This window comes from Clostridium formicaceticum, from assembly GCF_001854185.1.
GTDB classification, from domain to species: Bacteria; Bacillota; Clostridia; order Peptostreptococcales; family Natronincolaceae; genus Andreesenella; species Andreesenella formicacetica.
Map to the genome: position 1 here is coordinate 3,551,932 of NZ_CP017603.1, position 19,640 is coordinate 3,571,571.

A 19,640-nucleotide genomic window follows, 5' to 3' on the forward strand; every position below is an offset into this window, starting at 1 on the left:
CTCCTTATCCAAATTTATCAAAATCTGTAGTAACAATATACGGATTGATATTCTTTATTGTACCAAGCTCTTCATTACTTATCACACTATGAAGTTGATCCAAAGGTCTTCTAAACTTCATTTTCTGCTGTGTGAAATTTTTGTTTTGTTGGAAGTCATTGGCGTCTTGTCCTACAGTAACCTCTATGGTTAAAATATTTATGCCCTTTTCCCTTAAGGATTCTCTAAATTGATTTAAATTACTTTCGATCACTTCCTTTACCTGTAAGGATTCAACATAAACCTTAGCTTTTACTTCTTGATTGTTGCTAGATAAATCAATAGAAATTTTTCCAAGGTTTTCAGGCAGCAATTGAAGACTCATTTGATTTTTCCCGTTTTTAAATGACGTAAATATTTTATAGCTGATTTCTTCTAAAAAAGCGCTGCTGTATACTTCATCAACAACCAGTGTTTCATAAGGCATCGAGGTAACTTTTACTTGTAATTCCTTCTCTAAACCTAAAGCTTCTAAGTGCTGATTTGCATCCATCGTTTCTTGTGGTTTTGAAGTGATAATGTTTTTATCCTCTTCTATAGAAGCTTTTTGTTGTTTTGGTGCTTCTTTTTTATCAAGGTGTTTATCTGTAGCAGTTATGTACTCATCTTCTTTTAGATTTTTAGGTGTCTGGATAGCCTTATCCTCTTCCGTCTTTAAAAATTCTTCGAATTTTTCTTTTACTGCTTCTTTACTTATGCCTTTGAATTCTTCATCAACACCTATTTCACTTTCTAGGTTGATTTTTTCTTTCAATTCACCTAAAATATTCTTGTCAATCTCCCCATAGCCTTCTATTATCTCCAGAACCTTTAATAAATTACCTAAATTTTCCACAACAACAGATTCTATCAATTCCTCTTCCAATGCCTTTAATTCATTTTCTTCTATACACCCCTGCTGCTGCAATAAACATATTAGCTCTTGTATTAGCTCATATACTTTACAATTTTCCTGCTGTGTACCGTCATCTTCATCCGTTATTTTTATATCTGTTTTTGGCTTCTTGCTCATCGTAGAATGATGATTTACATGATCCATCAACTTAGTACCTTTATGCTGCATATTTTTTTTTGGTTCTTGAAACAAATTATTATGACGTTCTTGCATTGACTTATTTTTGCTTTTTAGGATTTCTAAAAAATCCTTTTCATTATTGTTTGCAACGGGTATAGATTTTTGGGAAACTTGCATGTTTATTGCATTTGTTATTCCGTTAAGCTCTATCACCTTCTCACCTCCTTTCTCTAAAATCTAATTTACACACCAATCGTCTTTTTATCTAAAAGCATTTACTACAAATTTTTGTGATAAATCTATCGACCTTTCTGTTTCTAATTTTTCTAGCAATTGTGCTACCTTATTGGGTTTAAGATGATTTAATACATCAACAACTAATTGTTCTTCTGTAAAAACAATCTCTTCATCCCCCACGGAATGCCTGCTATAGATTCTGTTGCTTCGCATCATTTCTTCCACAACATTTGTAAGCTCCTCTACAGACATTCTCTGATAAATTTCTACTAATTCTCCTACCTTTGTTTGATAGTTTTTATGAATTTCTACAGCTTCTGCTAAATGTACAGGTAGGTTGGTTTCTCTTTTGTTAAGGACTTCCAATGTATTGATTTGATCATATAATTCTGTTGCAAAGGCTTGTTCCTCTACAGAAGCTAAAATTCGGCCTCCAGTTTCTATCTTCATATTCTTGAATATTACTGCCAAGTCCTGCGCCCTAAACTTATTATCATTCCCTAAATCAAACACCTGTTCTTCAAGAGATTTCTTTTCATAAATACTAGCTAGAGCTTCCAGTTCTTTTTCTTTATTCTGGGTCTCTTGTATTTTTTTCTCAATGTTCCTTCTCGCTGTTTCTCTCAATTGATATCTTATAGCTTCTGTCAAAGCCGGGTCTAAGTAAAGCAAGAACCTGGCACTTTGATCCACCGAAATGTTTTCTAAAATGGATACTATTTCCTCTCTATCTAGTTCACCACTACGATAGGTTCTTTCAATTTCTCCTATAGCATCTGTTATTTTAAGAGAAGTATAATATCTGGCCAATTCATTCACCTTTTCAGTTTTTTCTTCATCAATATCGTCTAGAATTCTTTGTAATAGATTTGGTGTTAATTGTGCCTTTCTTAAATGTTCCCGCACACTTCTCATCTTCATTGGGTTTTCTCTGTTTAATAATAGTAACAGTTCATCATAAAGGTCTTTATCTTCACCCTTTACAATCAACAACTTATCTACTAACCTATCCTCTTCTAAGGAAATATAATGCTTAGCTATTTGCTGTTTTAGGTTTTCTTTCTCTTCCTTAGTGGGCATTCCTTTAAAATAGCTCCCTATGTTGCTAGGCAGCAAAGATAAATAGTCATTCATCGTATATCTAAGATTTTCACTGGTGAAATAAAGCATTATTATCGTCATGATAGGAATAAGTAGAAAGGCTATAACAATAATAAAAATTGGCTTTATTCGTCTTTTTTTCTCACTTTCTTGAAGGCTATCCGTCATTTTAACCTCCTTTGTTCGCTATGCTTTTATAGGTAACTAATTGATCTACTAAATTTGCTTCGTTTTTTAGTTGCGTGTTTACAAAGGTTTCATAATCCTTCTCCATTAGTTTTTCAAATGTTTTTGTTTGTTTCTTTGCCTCTATTAATTCTCCTCTTGCTTGATTTAATCTTAGCTCATGATTTTTTACCTTAGCCACCTGCTTTTTAATCAAATCCTCCACTAATTGAATATTGTTTGAACAATCCTGTAACGCCTTTATTTTTACTATGTTGTTTTGCTTTGTTTTGTTATTCCAGCTTTCAATAATGGATTCTCTTTTTTTTATAAGCATAGCCAAGTTTGATTTTTCCTTTTCTAAATCCTTCTGCACATCAGCAAATTGATATTTTTTGCTTTCTTCAATTTTTTCCTTTATTTTTAAAATGTGGTTAAACCGATAAACAAAGTTTTCCGCCAATAGAATCCCCTCTTTACTTAATTAATTGACTTAGCAAACCTAACACTTCATTGTAGTTAATTTTTTCATCTACATCCTGGTGTAAAAAACCGTTCACTGCAGCTATGTTTGCAATGGCATAGTCTATTTTTCTATTGCTACCCTTAGCATAGGCACCTATATTAATTAAGTCTTCAGCATCCTTATAGGTTGCTAAAATCTGCTTTACTTCATTGGCCCTCATTATTTGCTCCTTTGGAACGATATTAGGCATAACCCTACTGACACTAGAAATCACATCAATAGCAGGATAATGCCCCTGATTTGCTAACTTTCTGGATAACACAATATGTCCGTCTAGAATTCCTCTTACTGCATCAGCAATAGGCTCGTTCATATCATCTCCATCCACGAGAACAGTATATAAGCCCGTAATTGCACCTCTATCTGAGGTCCCTGTCCGCTCCAACAACTTAGGCAATACCGCAAATACCGAAGGCGTATAACCTTTTGTAACTGGAGGCTCTCCTATAGCCAGTCCCACCTCTCTTTGAGCCATCGAAAACCTGGTTAGTGAATCCATCAATAGTAAAACATTATGGGTCTGATCTCTAAAATACTCTGCAATAGCAGTGGCTAAAAGAGCCCCCTTCATTCGTACTAAAGGCGGTTGATCAGAAGTAGCCACAATAACAACAGAGCGTTTTAAGCCTTCTTCCTTAAGGTCATTATCAATAAATTCCTTCACCTCCCGCCCTCTTTCCCCAATAAGGGCGATTACATTAATATCCGCTTGAGTATTTCTAGCGATCATACCCAGTAACGTACTCTTACCCACCCCACTTCCTGCAAAAATCCCTATTCTTTGACCGTTACCGCAGGTTAATAACCCATCGATCGCTTTTATTCCTAAAGTTAAAGGCTCTCTAATTTTTGTTCTTTCTAAGGGGTTTAACGTTTTTCCCGCCACTGGGTAAGTTGTTGTCTGATGAAGAGGCCCCTTATTATCTATTGGATTTCCCAGCCCATCTAAGACTCTTCCCAATAGAGAATTCCCTACCTTCACCTCTAGAGAAGTTCCTAAAGCCTCTACTCTACTACCAGGACCTATACCCTCCATTTCTCCCAAAGGCATTAGCAGTACCTTTTTTTCTTTAAAACCTACAACCTCCGCAATAATAGGAGAATCATTTTTTAGCGTATATATTTTGCAGACTTCTCCTATTTTCACGGCTGGCCCTATAGATTCAATGGTCAAGCCTATTACTTGAGATACTTGTCCTGTATACTTTATCAAGTCTAAAGCTTCGAGGGATTTTCTGTATCTTTTAAGCATGATTTCTTTCATGAGATTCCTCACTTCTTAATATTTCTTCAAATAATGTTTCTATTTGTTTTATCTGTACATCGATACTAGCATCAACTTTACCCGAAAGGGTTTCTATTATGATACTACCCTTTTTCAGAGCAACATCACTTTTAATTTCTATGCTGTCAATTCCTTCTAACATCATATAGATTTTGTTTTTATAGGAATTTAAAACTTCGTAACCCTCTTCGCTGACACGTATTACCAGTTTTTCTGTAAATGTACACTTCTCTAACCCTTTTTTTACAAGATTAAGCAAAATTTCATTGTTTTCTTCCAACGCATAATCTATGACTTTTTTTACACAGTACACCACTAAATCAATAATTTCTTCTTCCAATTCTTTTACTAACTTTTTTCTAAAGTGATATACTTCTTGTTTTGCAGCAACTGCTTCCTCCATCAATTGCTGGAATTCGTGATAACCTTCCTGCTGCCCTCTTTGAAGTCCTTCTTGATACCCTTGAGCTTTAGCATCTTCTAAAATTTTTTTACTGTCTTCATAAGCCGCTTCTATGATGACAGCCGCTTCTTTTCTAGCATTCTCTATTATTTTTTTTCCTTCTAAATCTGCTGCCTCTAGAGTTTCTTTAGCCTTTTTTTCTGCAATTTCCTCTGGCGTTTCTTGTTGTTCCACAGCTTCTACTAAAAGAGGATTTGGTTGTTTTGTTATACTTTGATTTTGAAATTCAAGTTCTTTCTTATCTCCCAGTATAACCTCCATAGACTTATAAACTCTATACAATGATTTCATCTCCTCCACCACGAGCAATAATAATATCTCCGGTTTCTTCTAGTTTTCTTATGATGTTAACAATTTTCTGCTGTGCCTCTTCTACATCTCTAAGTCTTACTGGTCCCATAAACTCCATATCTTCTTTAATCATTTCTGCCATACGCTTAGACATATTGGTGTAAATAATGTTCGCCACTTCCTCTGTTGCTCCTTTTAAGGCAATAGCTAAATCATTATTATCAATTTCTCTGATAAATCTTTGGATAGAAGTACTATCTAAGTTAATAATATCCTCAAATACAAACATTCTCTTTCTAATTTCCTCCGCCAGCTCTGCATCTTGTATTTCTAACGTATCCATAATATTTTTTTCTGTCCCTCGGTCAACAGAGTTAAGTATATCAACAATAGATTGAATGCCCCCTGCTGAGGTATAATCTTGATTTACTAATGTTGAAAGCTTCTTTTCTAAAACCATCTCTACTTCTTTAATAATATCAGGAGATGTCCGATCCATTGTTGCTATTCTACGAGCGACTTCCGTTTGTTTTGCCTGAGGAAGGGCTGATAAAATCTGTGATGATTGTGTCGATGGAAGGTAAGATAATATTAAAGCAATGGTTTGTGGATGTTCATTTTGTATAAAGTTTAATAGTTGTGCCGGATCTGCCTTTCTTGCAAAATCAAAGGGTTTCACCTGCAAAGAAGCAGTAAGCTTATTGATGATATCCATTGCTTTTTGTGAACCTAATGCTTTTTCCAACACCTCTTTTGCATACCCAATACCACCTTCAGAAATATATTCTTGCGCTACACAGATTTCATAAAACTCCTCCATGATTTTTTCTTTTTCTGCAGGAGATACCTTTCTCATATTGGCTATTTCTAAAGTTAATTCTTCAATCTCCTCATTATTTAAATGTTTGAAAATTTGTGCTGAATACTCAGGCCCTAAGCTTATTAATAAAACCGCTGCTTTTTCCCGACCCGTCAGCTCTCCTTTTGCCCCTCTTTTAGCCATCCTTTTATTTCACCTCTACTCTTCACTAAGCCAATTTCTTAAAAGCTGCGCCACAGCATCAGGTTTCTTATTCACCAGTTTTTCTAGTTGCTGTTTTACTTGAGAACCCGATAACTCTAAGTCAATTTCTTCAATCAAGTCTTCTGATTGAATAGGCGTTTCCCTCATTATTTCTTCGGATGCTTCTTTCTTTCTTCTGTTGGTTCTCATAAGCAGGAAGAATCCTCCTCCCAACAGTGCAGCGGCTGCTAGGCCTAATGCCCATAGCGGTATTTTTTGTCCTCCAGTAGCTTCTGCCGCCTCCATAGCTAAGCGTATTTGCTCTTCTAAACTATTACTAAATTCCTGTGCTGCCACCTGTACAACTCTAGTATCTAGGCCAGCTGCAGCAGAAACAATATTTTCTAACTCTCTTCTTTCCTCATCAGTAAGCTCCCCACCATTAATAGCATTTTTATTTAAGTAGACAGCTACAGTAATATCCTGCACTTGTCCCTGCGCTTTAACGATTTTTTTACGCAACTCATTAATTTCATAATTGATAATTTGATTTGCTTCATAGTACAAGGAGTTTTCTTGATCCTCTACAACATACTGAGGAATATCCTCCGTATTTGTGTCGGTCCCTGGGGCACCTCCTGCTGGTGAATTTACTACCCTTTGCTGCAAATCCTGCATACTTCTTACGATGCCCTCTGTTTCACCGTCAATTGGGGGAGAAAATTCCTGTATTTCTGTAACCTCGCTATTAAAATCTAGCTTTACATTGGCCATAACCACGACATTGCCATAGCCATAAACTGTGGAAAGAAAATCTGTAATACTCTTTTCTAGGTCTTCTTTTACTGCCTGTTGTAAAGACAACTGATCAGTAGGTCCAAAGGTATCGGAAGAATCAGAAGAAGTGGTATTTAATACCCGTCCGTCTGGTCCATGTACCGTTACATTTTCTGGATTAAGCCCCTGTACAGCATTAGAAACTAGAAGTGTAATTCCTGTTACACTATTGGGATCAAGTGTAGTGTTGTAATCTAAGTTTAAAAAGACCGAAGCTGTGGCGCTCTGATCTTGTGTAGTACGAATAAAACCTGTGTTTTCTGGTATAGAAAGCGTAACATAGGATTTATTAATGCCAGGAATTTCTTCTATGATTTTACTAAGCTCATTACCCAGCGCAACGATAAATTCCTTTGATTTTTCTTCACTGGTTTTCATAAAACTATTTCCAGAAAAAAAATCCTCATAGGAGAACCTTGCTTGGGGTAGTCCTTCAGTGGCAACCACGACTTGTGCCCTTTGATAGTCTGGTTTTTGTACTAATATGGTGCTACTGGTTTCCCCAAGTTTTGCTCTTATCCCACTGCCCTCTAAGGTATTCATAATCTCTCCTGCCTGTTTAGCATCAAGATTGCTGTAGAGTACAACATACTGCGGCCTTGTAAAATAATAAATAATTGCTGTTAAAGTAATCAAAATTAAAGCTATTGCAACAGCTATTTTGATTTTCTGCTTTTTTTCTAGTCCTTGTAAGAATTCGTTAAATTGATTTCGTATTTGCTGCAATCCTTCCGCCATGTATTCACCTCTTTTCAGCTATGGTTAAATCTGCATTCTCATTATTTCTCTATATGCATCAAGAACCTTATTTCTAATCTCCATCATAAATTGAAGAGATACTTCTGCCTTCTGTGATGCCACCATAGCTTCATGAATATTCTCTATTTCACCGGATGCTAGTTTCATGGAATATGCTTGAGCATTACTTTCTAATTTATTTACTTCATTTATTGCACCTGTCAGAAGCTCCTTGAAAGAGGTATGTACTGTTTTACTGTTCTTATCATTAAATAATCCTAAATTAGTGCCTAATATTTTATTGTTTTCTACATTCAAACGATTTACCTGCATGTATTTACGCCTCCACTATCTTCCTAATTCTAGGGCTTTTAATGCCATATTTTTTGTTGCATTTAATGCAGTAATGTTCGCTTCATAAGCTCGAGAAGCGGAAATCATATTGGCCATTTCCGTAACGATTTCTACATTAGGCATTAAAACGTACCCTTGCTCGTCTGCATCTGGATGTCCAGGATCATGAATTTTTTTGAAGGGGGTTTGGTCATTGCGTATCCCTACAACCTCTACTCCTTGCCCATTACTGTTTCTTTTTCCTATAGCTTGATTAAAAATTTGTGAAAAAGAACCGCTATCTTTTTCCTTAAAAACCACCACTTGCCTCCTATAGGGTCCTCCATTTACAGTTCGTGTTGTAGTTGCATTGGCAATGTTTTTTGAAATCACATCCATTCTTAGTCTTTCAGCCGTTAAACCTGATGCACTTGCGTTAATCGCATTAAATATTGACATTCTCTATCTCCTTCCTTCGTTAATAACTGTTTTTAATCTTTTTATATCATTATTTAATTGGGTTGAAACGGTATTAAAAACGATGGTATTTTTAGCTAATTCTGCCATCTCAACATCAATATCTACGTTATTTCCATCTCTTCGTGTTTCATAGTTTTGCGGCGTAACTACCTTATGTGTTAAATTGTTCAAGTCTTTTATACCAATATTAATATGTCTATGATGGGTTGTGTTTCCTGCAATTTCTCCTCCCCTTAAATGTTTCTGTAACAATTCTTCAAAAACTACATGTGATTTTTTAAAGTTAGGGGTTTCTGCGTTTGCAATGTTATTTGAAATCACTTCATCTCTTTTCCATGCAGCATTTAATGCCTTTGTCATGATATCCATATTTTTAAAAAAACTACTCATAACTACAACTCCTTTAGTAATTAGTATATGTAGACATCTATTCGAAACTATTTTAAATTGCATTTGAAACAACTTATATTTTAAAATTCATTTCCTAGATAAACCATATATCTAAGTTTCTACAGCTCTTCATAAAACTCCTCCAAAATTCTACATTTTTTTGAGTTTTTTCCCGTAAAATCTTTGGAAAGTTTACTACAAATTTCCTTTGATTGTTGTAAGTTACAGGCTTATTCCGGCAAAAAAATAGCTCTTCTGGTTGAAATTCCTAGTTTTTCACAATCTCTACGCTTGCTTCTTTTGCTTAATTTATTTTACCAGCAGCACCTAAAATATACAAGTAGCAAACAAAAAGATAATGAATTTCAGGACTTTTTGCCTAATTATGTTATTTTTTGTAAAAAAATAGAAAGAGAAGTCATTTATCCTGTAAATAACTTCTCTTTCTATTATATTTGAATTGTCCTACTACTTAATATTATCGTTTTATTTTTCTCAATTCTTCTAACAATCTGTCATTTAATATTCTTATATGTGTTCCCTTCATACCTAAAGACCTTGATTCAATCACCCCTGCACTCTCAAACTTTCTTAAGGCATTCACGATAACGGAGCGAGTAATACCTACACGATCAGCAATCTTACTGGCTACCAAAAGACCTTCATTGCCGTCCAGCTCATTGAAAATATGTTCTACAGCTTCTAATTCAGAGTAGGACAAAGTATCTATAGCCATTTGCACTACAGCTTTTTTTCTAGCTTCTTCTTCTATTTCTTCTGTTTTAGCCCTTAGGATTTCTAGTCCTACTACTGTAGCACTATATTCTACCATGACTAAATCTTCATCTTGAAATTGATCCTCATGTCTTGCTAAAACCATTGTACCTAACCTTTTTCCACTACCGTTGATAGGCACAATCGTTACTAGCTTGTTGTAACTTTCAACATCATAGATAAATACCTTCAACAGTTCATCCTGTGTGATATTGGATTGTGTTTCTGTAATCTGCAACAATTGTTCATTATACTCTTCAGGAAACCTTTTTGTTCCTGTTTTTTCATCAACGATAATCGGACAATCTGAAGCATCTGTTAGACTAACCCCCAATACTTTTCCTTTGGAACTAGCAACATAAACATTTGCATCTAATATCTCACTCAATATTCTGCAAAGTTCATTAAAAGACACTGCATTCTCCCCAGATTTTTGTAATATTTTATTAATTCTCCTAGTTTTTTCTAGTAAGTTGCTTTTCATTACACTTCCTCCTTTGTTCATTATATAATATATTTATCTTCACTAAAAGTTTTCACTGTATTATCGAGTTTCTTCTTCACATACTGCTTATCTATGGTTATTTCTTTCTCTAATAGTTCTGGTGCTTCAAAAGAGATATCCTCTAACATCTTTTCTGTGATTGTATGTAGCCTTCTAGCACCAATATTATCCCCCTGCTCATTGCTTATATAAGCAATCATAGCAATCTCATCTATAGCTTCCTCTAAAAAATGGATTTTTATACCTTCTGTTTCTAACAATAATTTGTATTGGGTTAGCAAAGCATTTTGTGGTTGCGTTAATATTTTTTTGAAGTCTTCTATTGTTAAGTTATTTAAGCCTACTCTAATTGGAAACCTTCCCTGCAATTCTGGTATTAAATCAGAAACTTTAGCTATATGAAAAGCTCCGGCTGCAATGAAAAGAATATGATCTGTTCTTACAGGACCATACTTTGTCATCACTGTAGACCCCTCAATAATAGGCAAAATATCTCTCTGAACCCCTTCTCGTGATACATCAGGACCAGATCCTCCATGGCTACCAGCAATTTTATCTATCTCATCAATGAAAATGATTCCTTGTTGTTCTGCGTTGTTAACAGCAGTTGTTATCACTTCATCCATATCCACTAATTTTTGTGCTTCCTCTTCGATCAATATCTTTCTGGCTTCTGTTACGGTAACTTTTTTTCTTTTTGTTTTTTTAGGAATAATACCGCCTAACATATCCTGTAGGTTAATGTTCATTTCCTCGTTTCCCCCAGCAAATATTTCAAAGGTGCTGGGGCTACGATCCTCCATTTCTACTTCTACCAACACATTCTCTAACAAACCTTCTTTTAACTGTTTTTCAATTTGTTGTTTCTTTAGTTTTAAATCAGCTTCATATTCTCCTTTTCCTACAGGTTCTTCCATAGGATTATTGGTTTTAAATAACATCTCAAATGGATTTTTAAAAGACGCTTCTTTACGTGGTGCAGGGTCTAATAAATCCAACAAACGATGCTGGGCTAACCTTTTGGCCTTCTCATAATTCTTTTTTATATATTTTTCCTTTATAATCCTTATAGAGGCCTCCACCAAATCTCTAATCATAGATTCTACATCTCTGCCAACATAACCCACTTCTGTAAATTTAGTAGCTTCTACTTTAACGAAGGGAGCTTCTGTTAATTTAGCTAATCTCCTTGCGATCTCCGTTTTTCCCACCCCGGTTGGACCTATCATTAAAATATTTTTAGGCTTGATTTCTTCTTGAAATTCACAGGAAACCTTACTTCTTCTTACTCTATTGCGTAAAGCAATCGCTACTGCCTTCTTAGCCTCCTGCTGCCCTATAATGTATTTATCTAATTCCTCTACAACTTGTCGTGGTGTAAATTCCTTCATCCTTTTCACCTCGCTTTATTGTTGCTAAAGAGCCTCCACAATAATTTGATTATTTGTGAATACACATATATCTGCAGCAATTTCTAACGACTTCTTTACGATTTCACTACTAGATAAATCTGTGTTTTTTTTCAATGCAATTGCAGCTGCCAAAGCATAAGAACCACCAGAACCTATGGCAATCACATTATCATCAGGCTCTATGACTTCTCCTGATCCACTGATCACCAACATCGTCGTTTTGTTTAGTGCAATTAACATAGCCTCCAGCTTTGTTAATACTTTATCACGGCGCCAGCTTTGTGCCAGTTCCACCGCCGCTCTTTTCAAGTTGCCATCATGCTTTTCTAAAAAATTCTCAAATTTTTCTGCCAATGCGAAGGCATCCGCTACAGAACCTGCAAAACCTATAAGCACTTCATCCTTATAAATTCTCCTCACTTTTTTAGCACAGTGTTTTATCACTGTTCTTTCTCCCAATGTAACCTGCCCATCTCCCGCTATAGCACAATCTTCCTCACTTTTTCTTACCGCCACGATTGTCGTACCCTTTAACATCTTTTATTCCACCACCCATCATTTATCATGATTTTGCTTTTAGAGTATAAGACCCCCACCTCTAAGCGTTAGCGTAGGTGGGATTCTCAATCAGATGGAGTAGACTCTCCATCTGATTCCCCGATGTTCAGCTTTAGCTGGACGAGTTCACTTATGCTAAATAATAGAACAGGTACTTAAATAAGTATATAAATCCTACTAAGATTTCACTTCTCTAGTATATTTACACTCTTTATTGGTACACATGATTTTTTCGCTTTTTTTGTTTACTTTATGTGTAAGTAAACTATTGCAGTCTGGACATTTTTCATTGATGGGCCTACTCCATGAAACAAACCTACATTTTGGAAATTCACTACACCCATAAAAAATTCTTCCCTTTTTCGACTTTCTCTCTATAATTTCTCCATCTTCACATTTAGGGCATTTAACACCGATTTTATGAACGATAGGTTTGGTAAAAGTGCAATCTGGATAATTAGAACAAGCTAAAAATTTTCCATAACGTCCATATTTTATAAGCATCTTTGCATTACAAACTTCACAATCCTCATCACTTTCTTCTACCAAATCTATTTCTTCAATGTCCTCTTCTGCCTTCATCAACATTTTTTCGAAAAATACGTAGAAATTTTTTATAAGTTGACGCCAATCTTCTTTTCCTTCTTCAATGTAATCCAGCCTTTTTTCAAAATCTGCTGTAAAGTTGATATCTATAATATCCGTAAAATACTCTTCTAGTATTTCAGTAACAAGAGCTCCTAATTCTGTTAATATTAAATGTTTTCCGTCCTTTTCTACATAACCCCTAGAAAGAATGGTACTTATGGTAGGAGAATAGGTACTAGGGCGCCCAATTCCTAATTCCTCCATCGTTTTTACCAAAGAAGCCTCTGTATATCTTGCTGGAGGTTGCGTAAAATGTTGATTGGGTAGAATATCAAGAACATTTACCAAGTCCCCTACTTTTAAAAGGGGTAAATTTAATTCTTCTGAGGTGGTAGCGAAGGAGTAAATTTTTAAAAATCCATCAAAATTTAATCTCGATCCAGTGGCTTTAAAGATGACATTTTCCACCTTTAGCTCAATACTTAAAGTATCGTAAATGGCTGCTGCCATCTGACTGGCTAAAAATCTCTCCCAAATCAATTTATATAACTTATATTGATCCTTTGATAAAGAAGGCTTTATGTGATCTGGTTGCCGAATAACATCCGTAGGCCGGATGGCTTCGTGCGCATCTTGTATTTCTTGATTTTTTTTAGCAGCTGTTTTAGGTTTTTCGTTTAAGTACTTTTCTCCCAAGTGATCCAGGATGTATTGCTGTGCACTCTTCTTAGCCTCTTCTGATAATCTAGTAGAATCAGTACGAATATAAGTAATTAATCCAACGGTTCCTTCCTTTTCAAGATCAATACCTTCGTACAGCTGCTGCGCAACAGACATTGTTTTCTTTGTAGAGAATCCTAATTTATTAGAAGCTTCCTGCTGCAATGTACTGGTAGTAAAAGGAAGGTTAGGATTTCTTCTTTTACTGCTTTCCTTAACAGCTGTTACTATTAGATCTTTCTTCTCTATTAATTGAATGATCCTATTTACTTCTTCTTGTGACTTAATATCTTTATTCCCCAAATCATCGCTGGCAAACTTTACTTCAAACTTTTCTTTTTGATTTGTCTGTACTTTGAGCACTAAACTCCAATATTCTTCTGGAATAAAACTTTTTATCTCTTCTTCTCTATCTTTGATAATCTTTGTTGCTACAGATTGAACTCTACCAGCACTTAGGCCTTTACGCATTTTTCTCCAAAGAAGAGGGCTAATTTTATAACCTACTAGGCGATCTAACACTCTTCTAGCCTGCTGAGCATCTACCAAGCTTTTATCAATGATCCTAGGCTTTTTAATAGCATTTTTTACTGCATTTTTTGTAATTTCATTAAACTCAATTCTACAAGGAATATCTTCTTGAATATTTAAAGCATTCGATAAATGCCAAGAAATTGCTTCTCCTTCTCTATCAGGGTCTGTTGCTAAATAGATTTTTTTAGCTTTTTTTGCCTCTGCCCTAATTTCTTTTAATACTGGGCCTTTACCCCTAATTGTAATATATTGAGGATCAAAGTTGTTTTCTATATCAATGCCAAGCTTACTTTTTGGCAGATCTATAATATGTCCAACAGAAGCTTTGACCACATAATTATTTCCTAAAAATTTTTTTATCGTTTTTGCTTTTGCAGGTGACTCCACAATTACTAAGGACTTTGTCAATCACCTCACCTCCAGTACCTCATTGTTTTTGGAATAATTCGACAAAATTAATTCAATCCATTATATCAATTTATTTATTTGCTGTAAATGTTTTTCCTGGCAACTGACATATAAATCCCTTTAATTCCAATATCGTTAATATTGTATTTAACTGAGAAATGTTTATACCACTCTTATAAGCGATCAAATCTATATGAATAGGTTGCTCTTGAATCGTACGAAACACTTTCATTTCTTCCTCACTTAAAGTATTCTTTAACTGTTGCTTTTCCTTAAGATTCTTTAAAGGATACTTGTATTTAAGTTCTTCTATAATATCCTCTACATCTAATAAGATTTTAGCACCCTCTTTTATTAACTTATTTGTTCCTCTGCTTTGACTGCTGTTAATATTGCCTGGCAAAGCAAATACATCCTTGCCCTGCTGAAGGGCATGTTCCACTGTAATTAACGTGCCGCTTTTTTCACCAGCCTCAATAACCACTACTCCATCAGACAGACCACTAATAATACGATTTCTTGCAGGAAAATGATGCTTTAGGGGTTGCATCTTAGGGCCATACTCAGATAAGATACACCCTTTTTCTTCTATTTGCTTGTATAGATAATAATTGGACTTCGGATAGTATTGATCAATACCGCAACCTAACACGCCAATGGTATAGCCGCCCTTTTCCAGTGCCCCTTTGTGTCCTTCCGCATCAATCCCTAAAGCTAATCCACTAACAGTACCTACGCACCAATCTGCTAATTCTGCAGCAAATTTTTTAGCGGCCCATCTGCCATAAGCTGTAGACTTTCTAGCTCCTACAATTGAAATAAGAGGTTTATCAAAGTTTTTCTCTCCTTTTATGTATATTACATAGGGTGGATTGTATATACATTTTAATTTTTCGGGGTAATCTTCATCTAAAATAGTTATAACTTGAAAATCACTATGATCTATTTCCTCTATTAACATTTGTAAATATTGTTTATGTCTAGTTTTGAACAATTTTTTTGCTATTATACGGTGATTATGCATTACCCGATATAAATTTTCTTCTTCTACATACCACAACTCTTGAAGGTTACCAAAATGTTTTATAAAACCTAATATCATCTCATAGGTAATGCTCCCTAAAGAATTAAGCCAAATCAGCAGATTTCTTTCATTTATCATACCTTACCTCCACATGATATTGTTAATCTTTCTATATTGAAGCGCCTCTGCTAGATGATGTACTTTTATTTCATCACTTTCTTCTAAGTCTGCAATTGTTCTAGTGATTTTTATTATTCTATTATAGGCTCTAGCACTTAAGCCCATTTTGTCAAAAGCATTACTTAGAAGACTTTGTGATGGACTATCAAGTTGACAATACTTTTTAATAGCAGCAGGTGTCAGCTCACTATTGAAGGTAAATCTATTTTTTTTATATCTCTCTAACTGCCTTTGGCGAGCCTTTTCTACTCTTTCTCTAATTTCCTTAGAAGTTTCTGTCTTTTTATTGCTGGTTAAATCTTTGTAAGAAACTGCACTTGTTTCTACGATAATATCCATCCTATCCAATAAAGGGCCTGATACCTTTGCCGTATATCGTCGTACTTGTTGAGGCGTGCAGCTACAGTGATGCTGTGGCGCATCTGTTCCATGATAGCCACAAGGACAGGGATTCATAGCACATACCAACATAAATTTCGCGGGATAGGTAAAAGTTCCATTAACTCTAGATAGCGTAATAGACCCATTTTCTAATGGCTGCCTTAGTACTTCAAGCACACTTTTCGTAAACTCTGGTAATTCATCTAAAAAAAGTACACCATAATGGCTTAAGGATACTTCCCCTGGCTTAGGAACACGACCTCCGCCTGTTAGAGCAACCATTGAAGCTGTATGGTGAGGTGCTCTAAAGGGACGTTGTGTTATTAATCCCTTCTGTGATGTCAACAATCCAGCAACACTATAAATCTTTGTTATTTCCATTGCCTCCTCAAAAGTAAGCTTTGGTAATATAGAGGGCAAAGCTGCTGCTGCCATGGTTTTACCTGAACCTGGAGGTCCTATCATCATGAGGTTATGACTTCCAGCTGCTACAATCTCTAAGCCCCGTTTTAAACTTTCTTGCCCTTTTAAATCTTTAAAATCTTGATGAAAATCCTGCTGATCCCAACGATGAAAAATAGTTCCTATAGAGGTTTCTAGTTGAATTTCATTATTAATAAAAGCTACCACTTCTTTCAATGAAGTTACGCCGATACATTCTATGCCTTCTACCAGCTTTGCTTCTTCGATATTCCCTAAAGGCAGGAGTACTTTTGTAAAACCTCTAGTACACATTTCCAACAGCATAGGTAAAACACCATTAACAGGATTGATTTGTCCATCTAAGGATAGTTCTCCTAGTACGACAACTTCCGAAAAATCTGTTAGCCTTATTTGCTCAGAAGCTGCTAATATTCCTAAAGCAATTGGCAAATCAAAATAAGTGCCTTCTTTTCTCGTATCTGCTGGAGATAAGTTTACAGTAATCCTCTTTAAAGGAAAATCTAATTCACTATTTTTAATAGCGGCCCTCACCCGTTCCTTCGATTCCTTCAAAGCAGCATCAGGGAGGCCTACAATATTCATGGTTGGTAAGCCATTAGCTAAATCTACTTGTACCTCAATATCCGCCGCCAAAAGACCATGAATGCAACAGGTTTTAACTTTTGCAAGCATCTTACTAACACTTCCTATCCAAATTAGATTGATATTAGTAAGATATTCTATATAGAACAAGTTTTCCCTTTATCTATTTTCTAAATATTCTTTATTTCCTTCAAAAAGCATTTTCGATATGATTTATTTCGTATTGATTTTTATTCTCGTTCCATTGAACCTCCATCACATCAAAACGAAAATTCATGTTTTTTAATTTCTTGTATTGTATGTATTGTTCTGCCAACTTTATTAGCGTCACTTGTTTTTTATAGTTAACGGCCTCTCTAGCTAATCCAAAAGTCATTGTTTTCCTGGTTTTTACTTCCACAAATATAATCGTATCATCTTTTTGTGCAATAATATCTATTTCACCTAATCTTGTCCTATAATTGCTATTTAGTATGAGATAGCCTTTATTGATAAAATACTTTCTGCTTAATTGTTCTCCATAGTGGCCTGTTTTTTTCTTCATAGCGCCCCTCTCTCTCCAATTAAAGCAATATTTTTTTTAAAAAACTTTTTCTATGCATATCCGTGGCACCGTATTTTATGAGGGCCTCTCTATGGGCTTTTGTTCCATAACCTTTGTGCTGATCTATACCATAAAGGGGATACGTCTCATGCCACTCCTTACACAATCTATCTCTTGTCACCTTAGCTATAATAGAAGCTGCAGCAATGCCATGGACTAAATCATCGCCTTTAACAATAGGCTTTTGAGGGATACTGGTATCGATTTCTTCTGCATCAATAAGAATATAGTCAGGCGTTAATAAATTACCATTTCTGTCTTTCAAATTTAAAACAGCCTCTTTCATTGCATGTCTTGTAGCATTCTTTATATTGATTTTATCTATCATCTCTGGAGAAACCATACCAATCCCCACAGCTAAAGCATTTTCTAGAATAATGGAATACATTGCTTCTCTTTTTTTAGGAGATAGTTTTTTAGAATCCTTTACTCCCTCTAGTTTAAGGCCTTTCGGGAAAATCACCGCTGCGGCTAATACAGAGCCAAAAAGACATCCCCTTCCCACCTCATCACAGCAAGCTATTTTCTCATACCCTTCTTGCCATATGCTCTCTTCAATTTCTAATTCCATCCTATTGCCTATCCCCCTCTATTTTATAGCGCTATGTCTATGGATTTCCATACAATTACATATAGTTATACTGGTGTTTCTAAAGAAATTTTTCCAATTTTTCCTGCACGAAACTCATCCAAAACCATATTTGCTGTTCTCGTATAATTTATTCCTCCACCACCGATTATGCATCCACGATTTTTTGCGATCCTATCCATTACCTCTATAGGTAACTCCAGCTCTTCTTCTACCTTGTATCTCTCTACCACCTTTTCTTTTTCCTTCCTCCATAAACTTTCTATGAGTTTCAAAGCCAAGGTTTCCGTATCCATGATTTCATCTTTAATGGCTCCTGTAAAAGCTAAGTTTAATGCAACTTCCTCATCTTCAAATTTAGGCCATAGGATTCCTGGCGTATCCAAGAGCTCCATATTTCCCCTTAATCGAATCCATTGCTTACCTTTGGTAACGCCTGGCCGATCACCGGTTTTAGCACTTTTTTTCCCTGCTAATCTATTAATAATAGAAGATTTTCCTACATTAGGAATCCCTACAATCATAATCCGTATCGCTCTGCTTCTACGTCCCTTTTGTTTCAAAGCCTCCATTTTTTCCTTCACAGCATTTTCAGCTTCTATCGTAACTTCTCTTAATCCCTTTCCCTCAATAGTATTCATGGGAATCGCTTTTAAACCCTGGGCCTTATAAAAGTCTATCCATTGTCTTGTAATGTTATCATTCGCTAGATCAGATTTATTCAAAACAACCACTTTAGGTTTATTCCCGATGATTTCATCTATCATAGGATTTTTACTACTCAAAGGGATTCTTGCATCTAATAATTCAAACACCACATCTACTAGTTTTAACTGTTCTTTCAACAGTTCCCTAGTCTTCTTCATATGACCAGGATACCAATTAATATTCATTTTATCTCTCCTTTTAAAATCACCGAAGGATCATTAGAAGAATTACACAAGCAGCATTACTGATTTATTATTATGTAAAATAAAGGGACTGTAACCAGTCCCTTTATCTCTAGTACTTTTTCTTTTCTTTAATCTTAAAGGCAGCTTTACCAATTCTGTCTCTTAAGTAGAATAGCTTAGCTCTTCTTACTTTACCATGCTTCATTACTTCAATCTTTTCAATCTTAGGAGAGTGTAATGGGAAAGTCCTTTCTACACCAACACCATAAGAAATTCTTCTTACAGTAAAGGTTTCTGCAACGCTTCCACCTTGTTTTTTGATAACAATTCCTTCAAAAACCTGGATTCTTTCTCTGTTACCCTCTTTAATTCTCACATGTACTTTTACTGTATCACCAGTATTAAAATCTACTACTTCGCTTTTTAATTGCTCTTTTTCAATTGCTCTGATTAAATCCATAGTTGTACCTCCTTCCTTCCTAGACGTTCATATGATTTGCATAGAGGACCGTCCGTACTAACCTTGACAATTATATCATAA

20 protein-coding genes are annotated in these 19,640 nt (G+C 35.3%); all 20 read right to left on the reverse strand.

The genetic code is table 11. From position 1 onward, the window contains the following. Positions 1 to 4: 4 nt before the first annotated feature. Complete coding sequence (locus tag BJL90_RS16550) at positions 5 to 1,267, reverse strand: flagellar hook-length control protein FliK (RefSeq protein WP_070970539.1); 1,263 nt, start codon at positions 1,265 to 1,267, stop codon at positions 5 to 7. Positions 1,268 to 1,315: 48 nt separating this feature from the next. Then, positions 1,316 to 2,560: a hypothetical protein gene (locus BJL90_RS16555; protein ID WP_070970542.1), complete on the reverse strand. Its 1,245-nt coding sequence runs from the start codon at positions 2,558 to 2,560 to the stop codon at positions 1,316 to 1,318. A 1-nt stretch (position 2,561) separates the two neighbouring features. After that, complete coding sequence (fliJ, locus tag BJL90_RS16560) at positions 2,562 to 3,020, reverse strand: flagellar export protein FliJ (RefSeq protein WP_070970545.1); 459 nt, start codon at positions 3,018 to 3,020, stop codon at positions 2,562 to 2,564. Positions 3,021 to 3,033: 13 nt separating this feature from the next. After that, complete coding sequence (gene fliI, locus BJL90_RS16565; RefSeq protein ID WP_070970548.1) at positions 3,034 to 4,347, reverse strand: flagellar protein export ATPase FliI; 1,314 nt, start codon at positions 4,345 to 4,347, stop codon at positions 3,034 to 3,036. Then, complete coding sequence (locus BJL90_RS16570) at positions 4,328 to 5,113, reverse strand: FliH/SctL family protein (protein ID WP_070970551.1); 786 nt, start codon at positions 5,111 to 5,113, stop codon at positions 4,328 to 4,330. The genes fliI and BJL90_RS16570 overlap by 20 nt, the downstream gene beginning before the upstream one ends. Then, positions 5,106 to 6,125 (reverse strand): flagellar motor switch protein FliG, encoded by a 1,020-nt coding sequence (gene fliG / locus BJL90_RS16575; RefSeq protein WP_070970554.1) that lies wholly within the window; start codon positions 6,123 to 6,125, stop codon positions 5,106 to 5,108. Before fliG ends, BJL90_RS16570 begins: the two co-directional genes overlap by 8 nt. A 15-nt stretch (positions 6,126 to 6,140) precedes the next feature. Further along, a complete protein-coding gene (fliF, locus tag BJL90_RS16580; RefSeq protein WP_070970557.1) occupies positions 6,141 to 7,700 on the reverse strand; it encodes a flagellar basal-body MS-ring/collar protein FliF in 1,560 nt (519 codons plus the stop codon). 24 nt (positions 7,701 to 7,724) lie between these two features. Further along, entirely contained in the window at positions 7,725 to 8,033 is a 309-nt protein-coding gene (fliE, locus tag BJL90_RS16585) for a flagellar hook-basal body complex protein FliE (RefSeq protein WP_070970561.1), read from the reverse strand. A gap of 15 nt (positions 8,034 to 8,048) precedes the next feature. Further along, positions 8,049 to 8,492, reverse strand: coding sequence for a flagellar basal body rod protein FlgC (flgC, locus tag BJL90_RS16590; protein WP_070970564.1), 444 nt, complete (start codon positions 8,490 to 8,492; stop codon positions 8,049 to 8,051). 3 nt (positions 8,493 to 8,495) lie between these two features. Next, positions 8,496 to 8,903 carry a flagellar basal body rod protein FlgB gene (gene flgB / locus BJL90_RS16595; protein WP_070970567.1) on the reverse strand — a complete coding sequence of 136 codons (408 nt, stop codon included), beginning with the start codon at positions 8,901 to 8,903 and terminating at the stop codon, positions 8,496 to 8,498. A 478-nt stretch (positions 8,904 to 9,381) separates the two neighbouring features. After that, positions 9,382 to 10,161, reverse strand: coding sequence for a GTP-sensing pleiotropic transcriptional regulator CodY (gene codY, locus BJL90_RS16600; RefSeq protein WP_070970570.1), 780 nt, complete (start codon positions 10,159 to 10,161; stop codon positions 9,382 to 9,384). Positions 10,162 to 10,181: 20 nt separating this feature from the next. Next, complete coding sequence (gene hslU / locus BJL90_RS16605) at positions 10,182 to 11,573, reverse strand: ATP-dependent protease ATPase subunit HslU (RefSeq protein WP_070970573.1); 1,392 nt, start codon at positions 11,571 to 11,573, stop codon at positions 10,182 to 10,184. Positions 11,574 to 11,597: 24 nt separating this feature from the next. Next, the gene (hslV, locus tag BJL90_RS16610) at positions 11,598 to 12,131 is read right to left on the reverse strand and encodes an ATP-dependent protease subunit HslV (protein ID WP_070970574.1); all 534 of its coding nucleotides are present in this window, start codon (positions 12,129 to 12,131) and stop codon (positions 11,598 to 11,600) included. A 198-nt stretch (positions 12,132 to 12,329) separates the two neighbouring features. Then, positions 12,330 to 14,402, reverse strand: coding sequence for a type I DNA topoisomerase (gene topA, locus BJL90_RS16615; protein WP_070970577.1), 2,073 nt, complete (start codon positions 14,400 to 14,402; stop codon positions 12,330 to 12,332). 70 nt (positions 14,403 to 14,472) lie between these two features. Then, a complete protein-coding gene (gene dprA, locus BJL90_RS16620; RefSeq protein WP_070970580.1) occupies positions 14,473 to 15,564 on the reverse strand; it encodes a DNA-processing protein DprA in 1,092 nt (363 codons plus the stop codon). A 3-nt stretch (positions 15,565 to 15,567) separates the two neighbouring features. After that, entirely contained in the window at positions 15,568 to 17,103 is a 1,536-nt protein-coding gene (locus BJL90_RS16625; protein WP_070970583.1) for a YifB family Mg chelatase-like AAA ATPase, read from the reverse strand. Between the two features lie 100 nt (positions 17,104 to 17,203). Beyond that, positions 17,204 to 17,557, reverse strand: a complete 354-nt coding sequence (locus tag BJL90_RS16630) for a YraN family protein (protein WP_070970586.1) — start codon at positions 17,555 to 17,557, stop codon at positions 17,204 to 17,206. A gap of 19 nt (positions 17,558 to 17,576) precedes the next feature. Next, positions 17,577 to 18,188: a ribonuclease HII gene (locus BJL90_RS16635; RefSeq protein WP_070970589.1), complete on the reverse strand. Its 612-nt coding sequence runs from the start codon at positions 18,186 to 18,188 to the stop codon at positions 17,577 to 17,579. 65 nt (positions 18,189 to 18,253) lie between these two features. Then, the gene (gene ylqF, locus BJL90_RS16640; protein WP_070970592.1) at positions 18,254 to 19,099 is read right to left on the reverse strand and encodes a ribosome biogenesis GTPase YlqF; all 846 of its coding nucleotides are present in this window, start codon (positions 19,097 to 19,099) and stop codon (positions 18,254 to 18,256) included. A gap of 109 nt (positions 19,100 to 19,208) precedes the next feature. After that, complete coding sequence (gene rplS, locus BJL90_RS16645; RefSeq protein WP_070970595.1) at positions 19,209 to 19,559, reverse strand: 50S ribosomal protein L19; 351 nt, start codon at positions 19,557 to 19,559, stop codon at positions 19,209 to 19,211. Positions 19,560 to 19,640 lie beyond the last annotated feature (81 nt).

Excerpts from the sequence above, each read along its gene's own strand:
- BJL90_RS16625 (WP_070970583.1), bottom strand. The coding sequence starts at position 17,103 with ATGCTTGCAAAAGTTAAAACCTGTTGCATTCATGGTCTTTTGGCGGCG.
- BJL90_RS16635 (WP_070970589.1), bottom strand. The coding sequence starts at position 18,188 with ATGGAATTAGAAATTGAAGAGAGCATATGGCAAGAAGGGTATGAGAAA.
- flgB (WP_070970567.1), bottom strand. The coding sequence starts at position 8,903 with ATGAGTAGTTTTTTTAAAAATATGGATATCATGACAAAGGCATTAAAT.
- BJL90_RS16555 (WP_070970542.1), bottom strand. The coding sequence starts at position 2,560 with ATGACGGATAGCCTTCAAGAAAGTGAGAAAAAAAGACGAATAAAGCCA.
- hslU (WP_070970573.1), bottom strand. The coding sequence starts at position 11,573 with ATGAAGGAATTTACACCACGACAAGTTGTAGAGGAATTAGATAAATAC.
- fliI (WP_070970548.1), bottom strand. The coding sequence starts at position 4,347 with ATGAAAGAAATCATGCTTAAAAGATACAGAAAATCCCTCGAAGCTTTA.
- flgC (WP_070970564.1), bottom strand. The coding sequence starts at position 8,492 with ATGTCAATATTTAATGCGATTAACGCAAGTGCATCAGGTTTAACGGCT.
- fliG (WP_070970554.1), bottom strand. The coding sequence starts at position 6,125 with ATGGCTAAAAGAGGGGCAAAAGGAGAGCTGACGGGTCGGGAAAAAGCA.
- hslV (WP_070970574.1), bottom strand. The coding sequence starts at position 12,131 with ATGTTAAAGGGTACGACAATCGTGGCGGTAAGAAAAAGTGAGGAAGAT.
- ylqF (WP_070970592.1), bottom strand. The coding sequence starts at position 19,099 with ATGAATATTAATTGGTATCCTGGTCATATGAAGAAGACTAGGGAACTG.
- rplS (WP_070970595.1), bottom strand. The coding sequence starts at position 19,559 with ATGGATTTAATCAGAGCAATTGAAAAAGAGCAATTAAAAAGCGAAGTA.
- fliE (WP_070970561.1), bottom strand. The coding sequence starts at position 8,033 with ATGCAGGTAAATCGTTTGAATGTAGAAAACAATAAAATATTAGGCACT.
- codY (WP_070970570.1), bottom strand. The coding sequence starts at position 10,161 with ATGAAAAGCAACTTACTAGAAAAAACTAGGAGAATTAATAAAATATTA.
- fliF (WP_070970557.1), bottom strand. The coding sequence starts at position 7,700 with ATGGCGGAAGGATTGCAGCAAATACGAAATCAATTTAACGAATTCTTA.
- dprA (WP_070970580.1), bottom strand. The coding sequence starts at position 15,564 with ATGATAAATGAAAGAAATCTGCTGATTTGGCTTAATTCTTTAGGGAGC.
- BJL90_RS16630 (WP_070970586.1), bottom strand. The coding sequence starts at position 17,557 with ATGAAGAAAAAAACAGGCCACTATGGAGAACAATTAAGCAGAAAGTAT.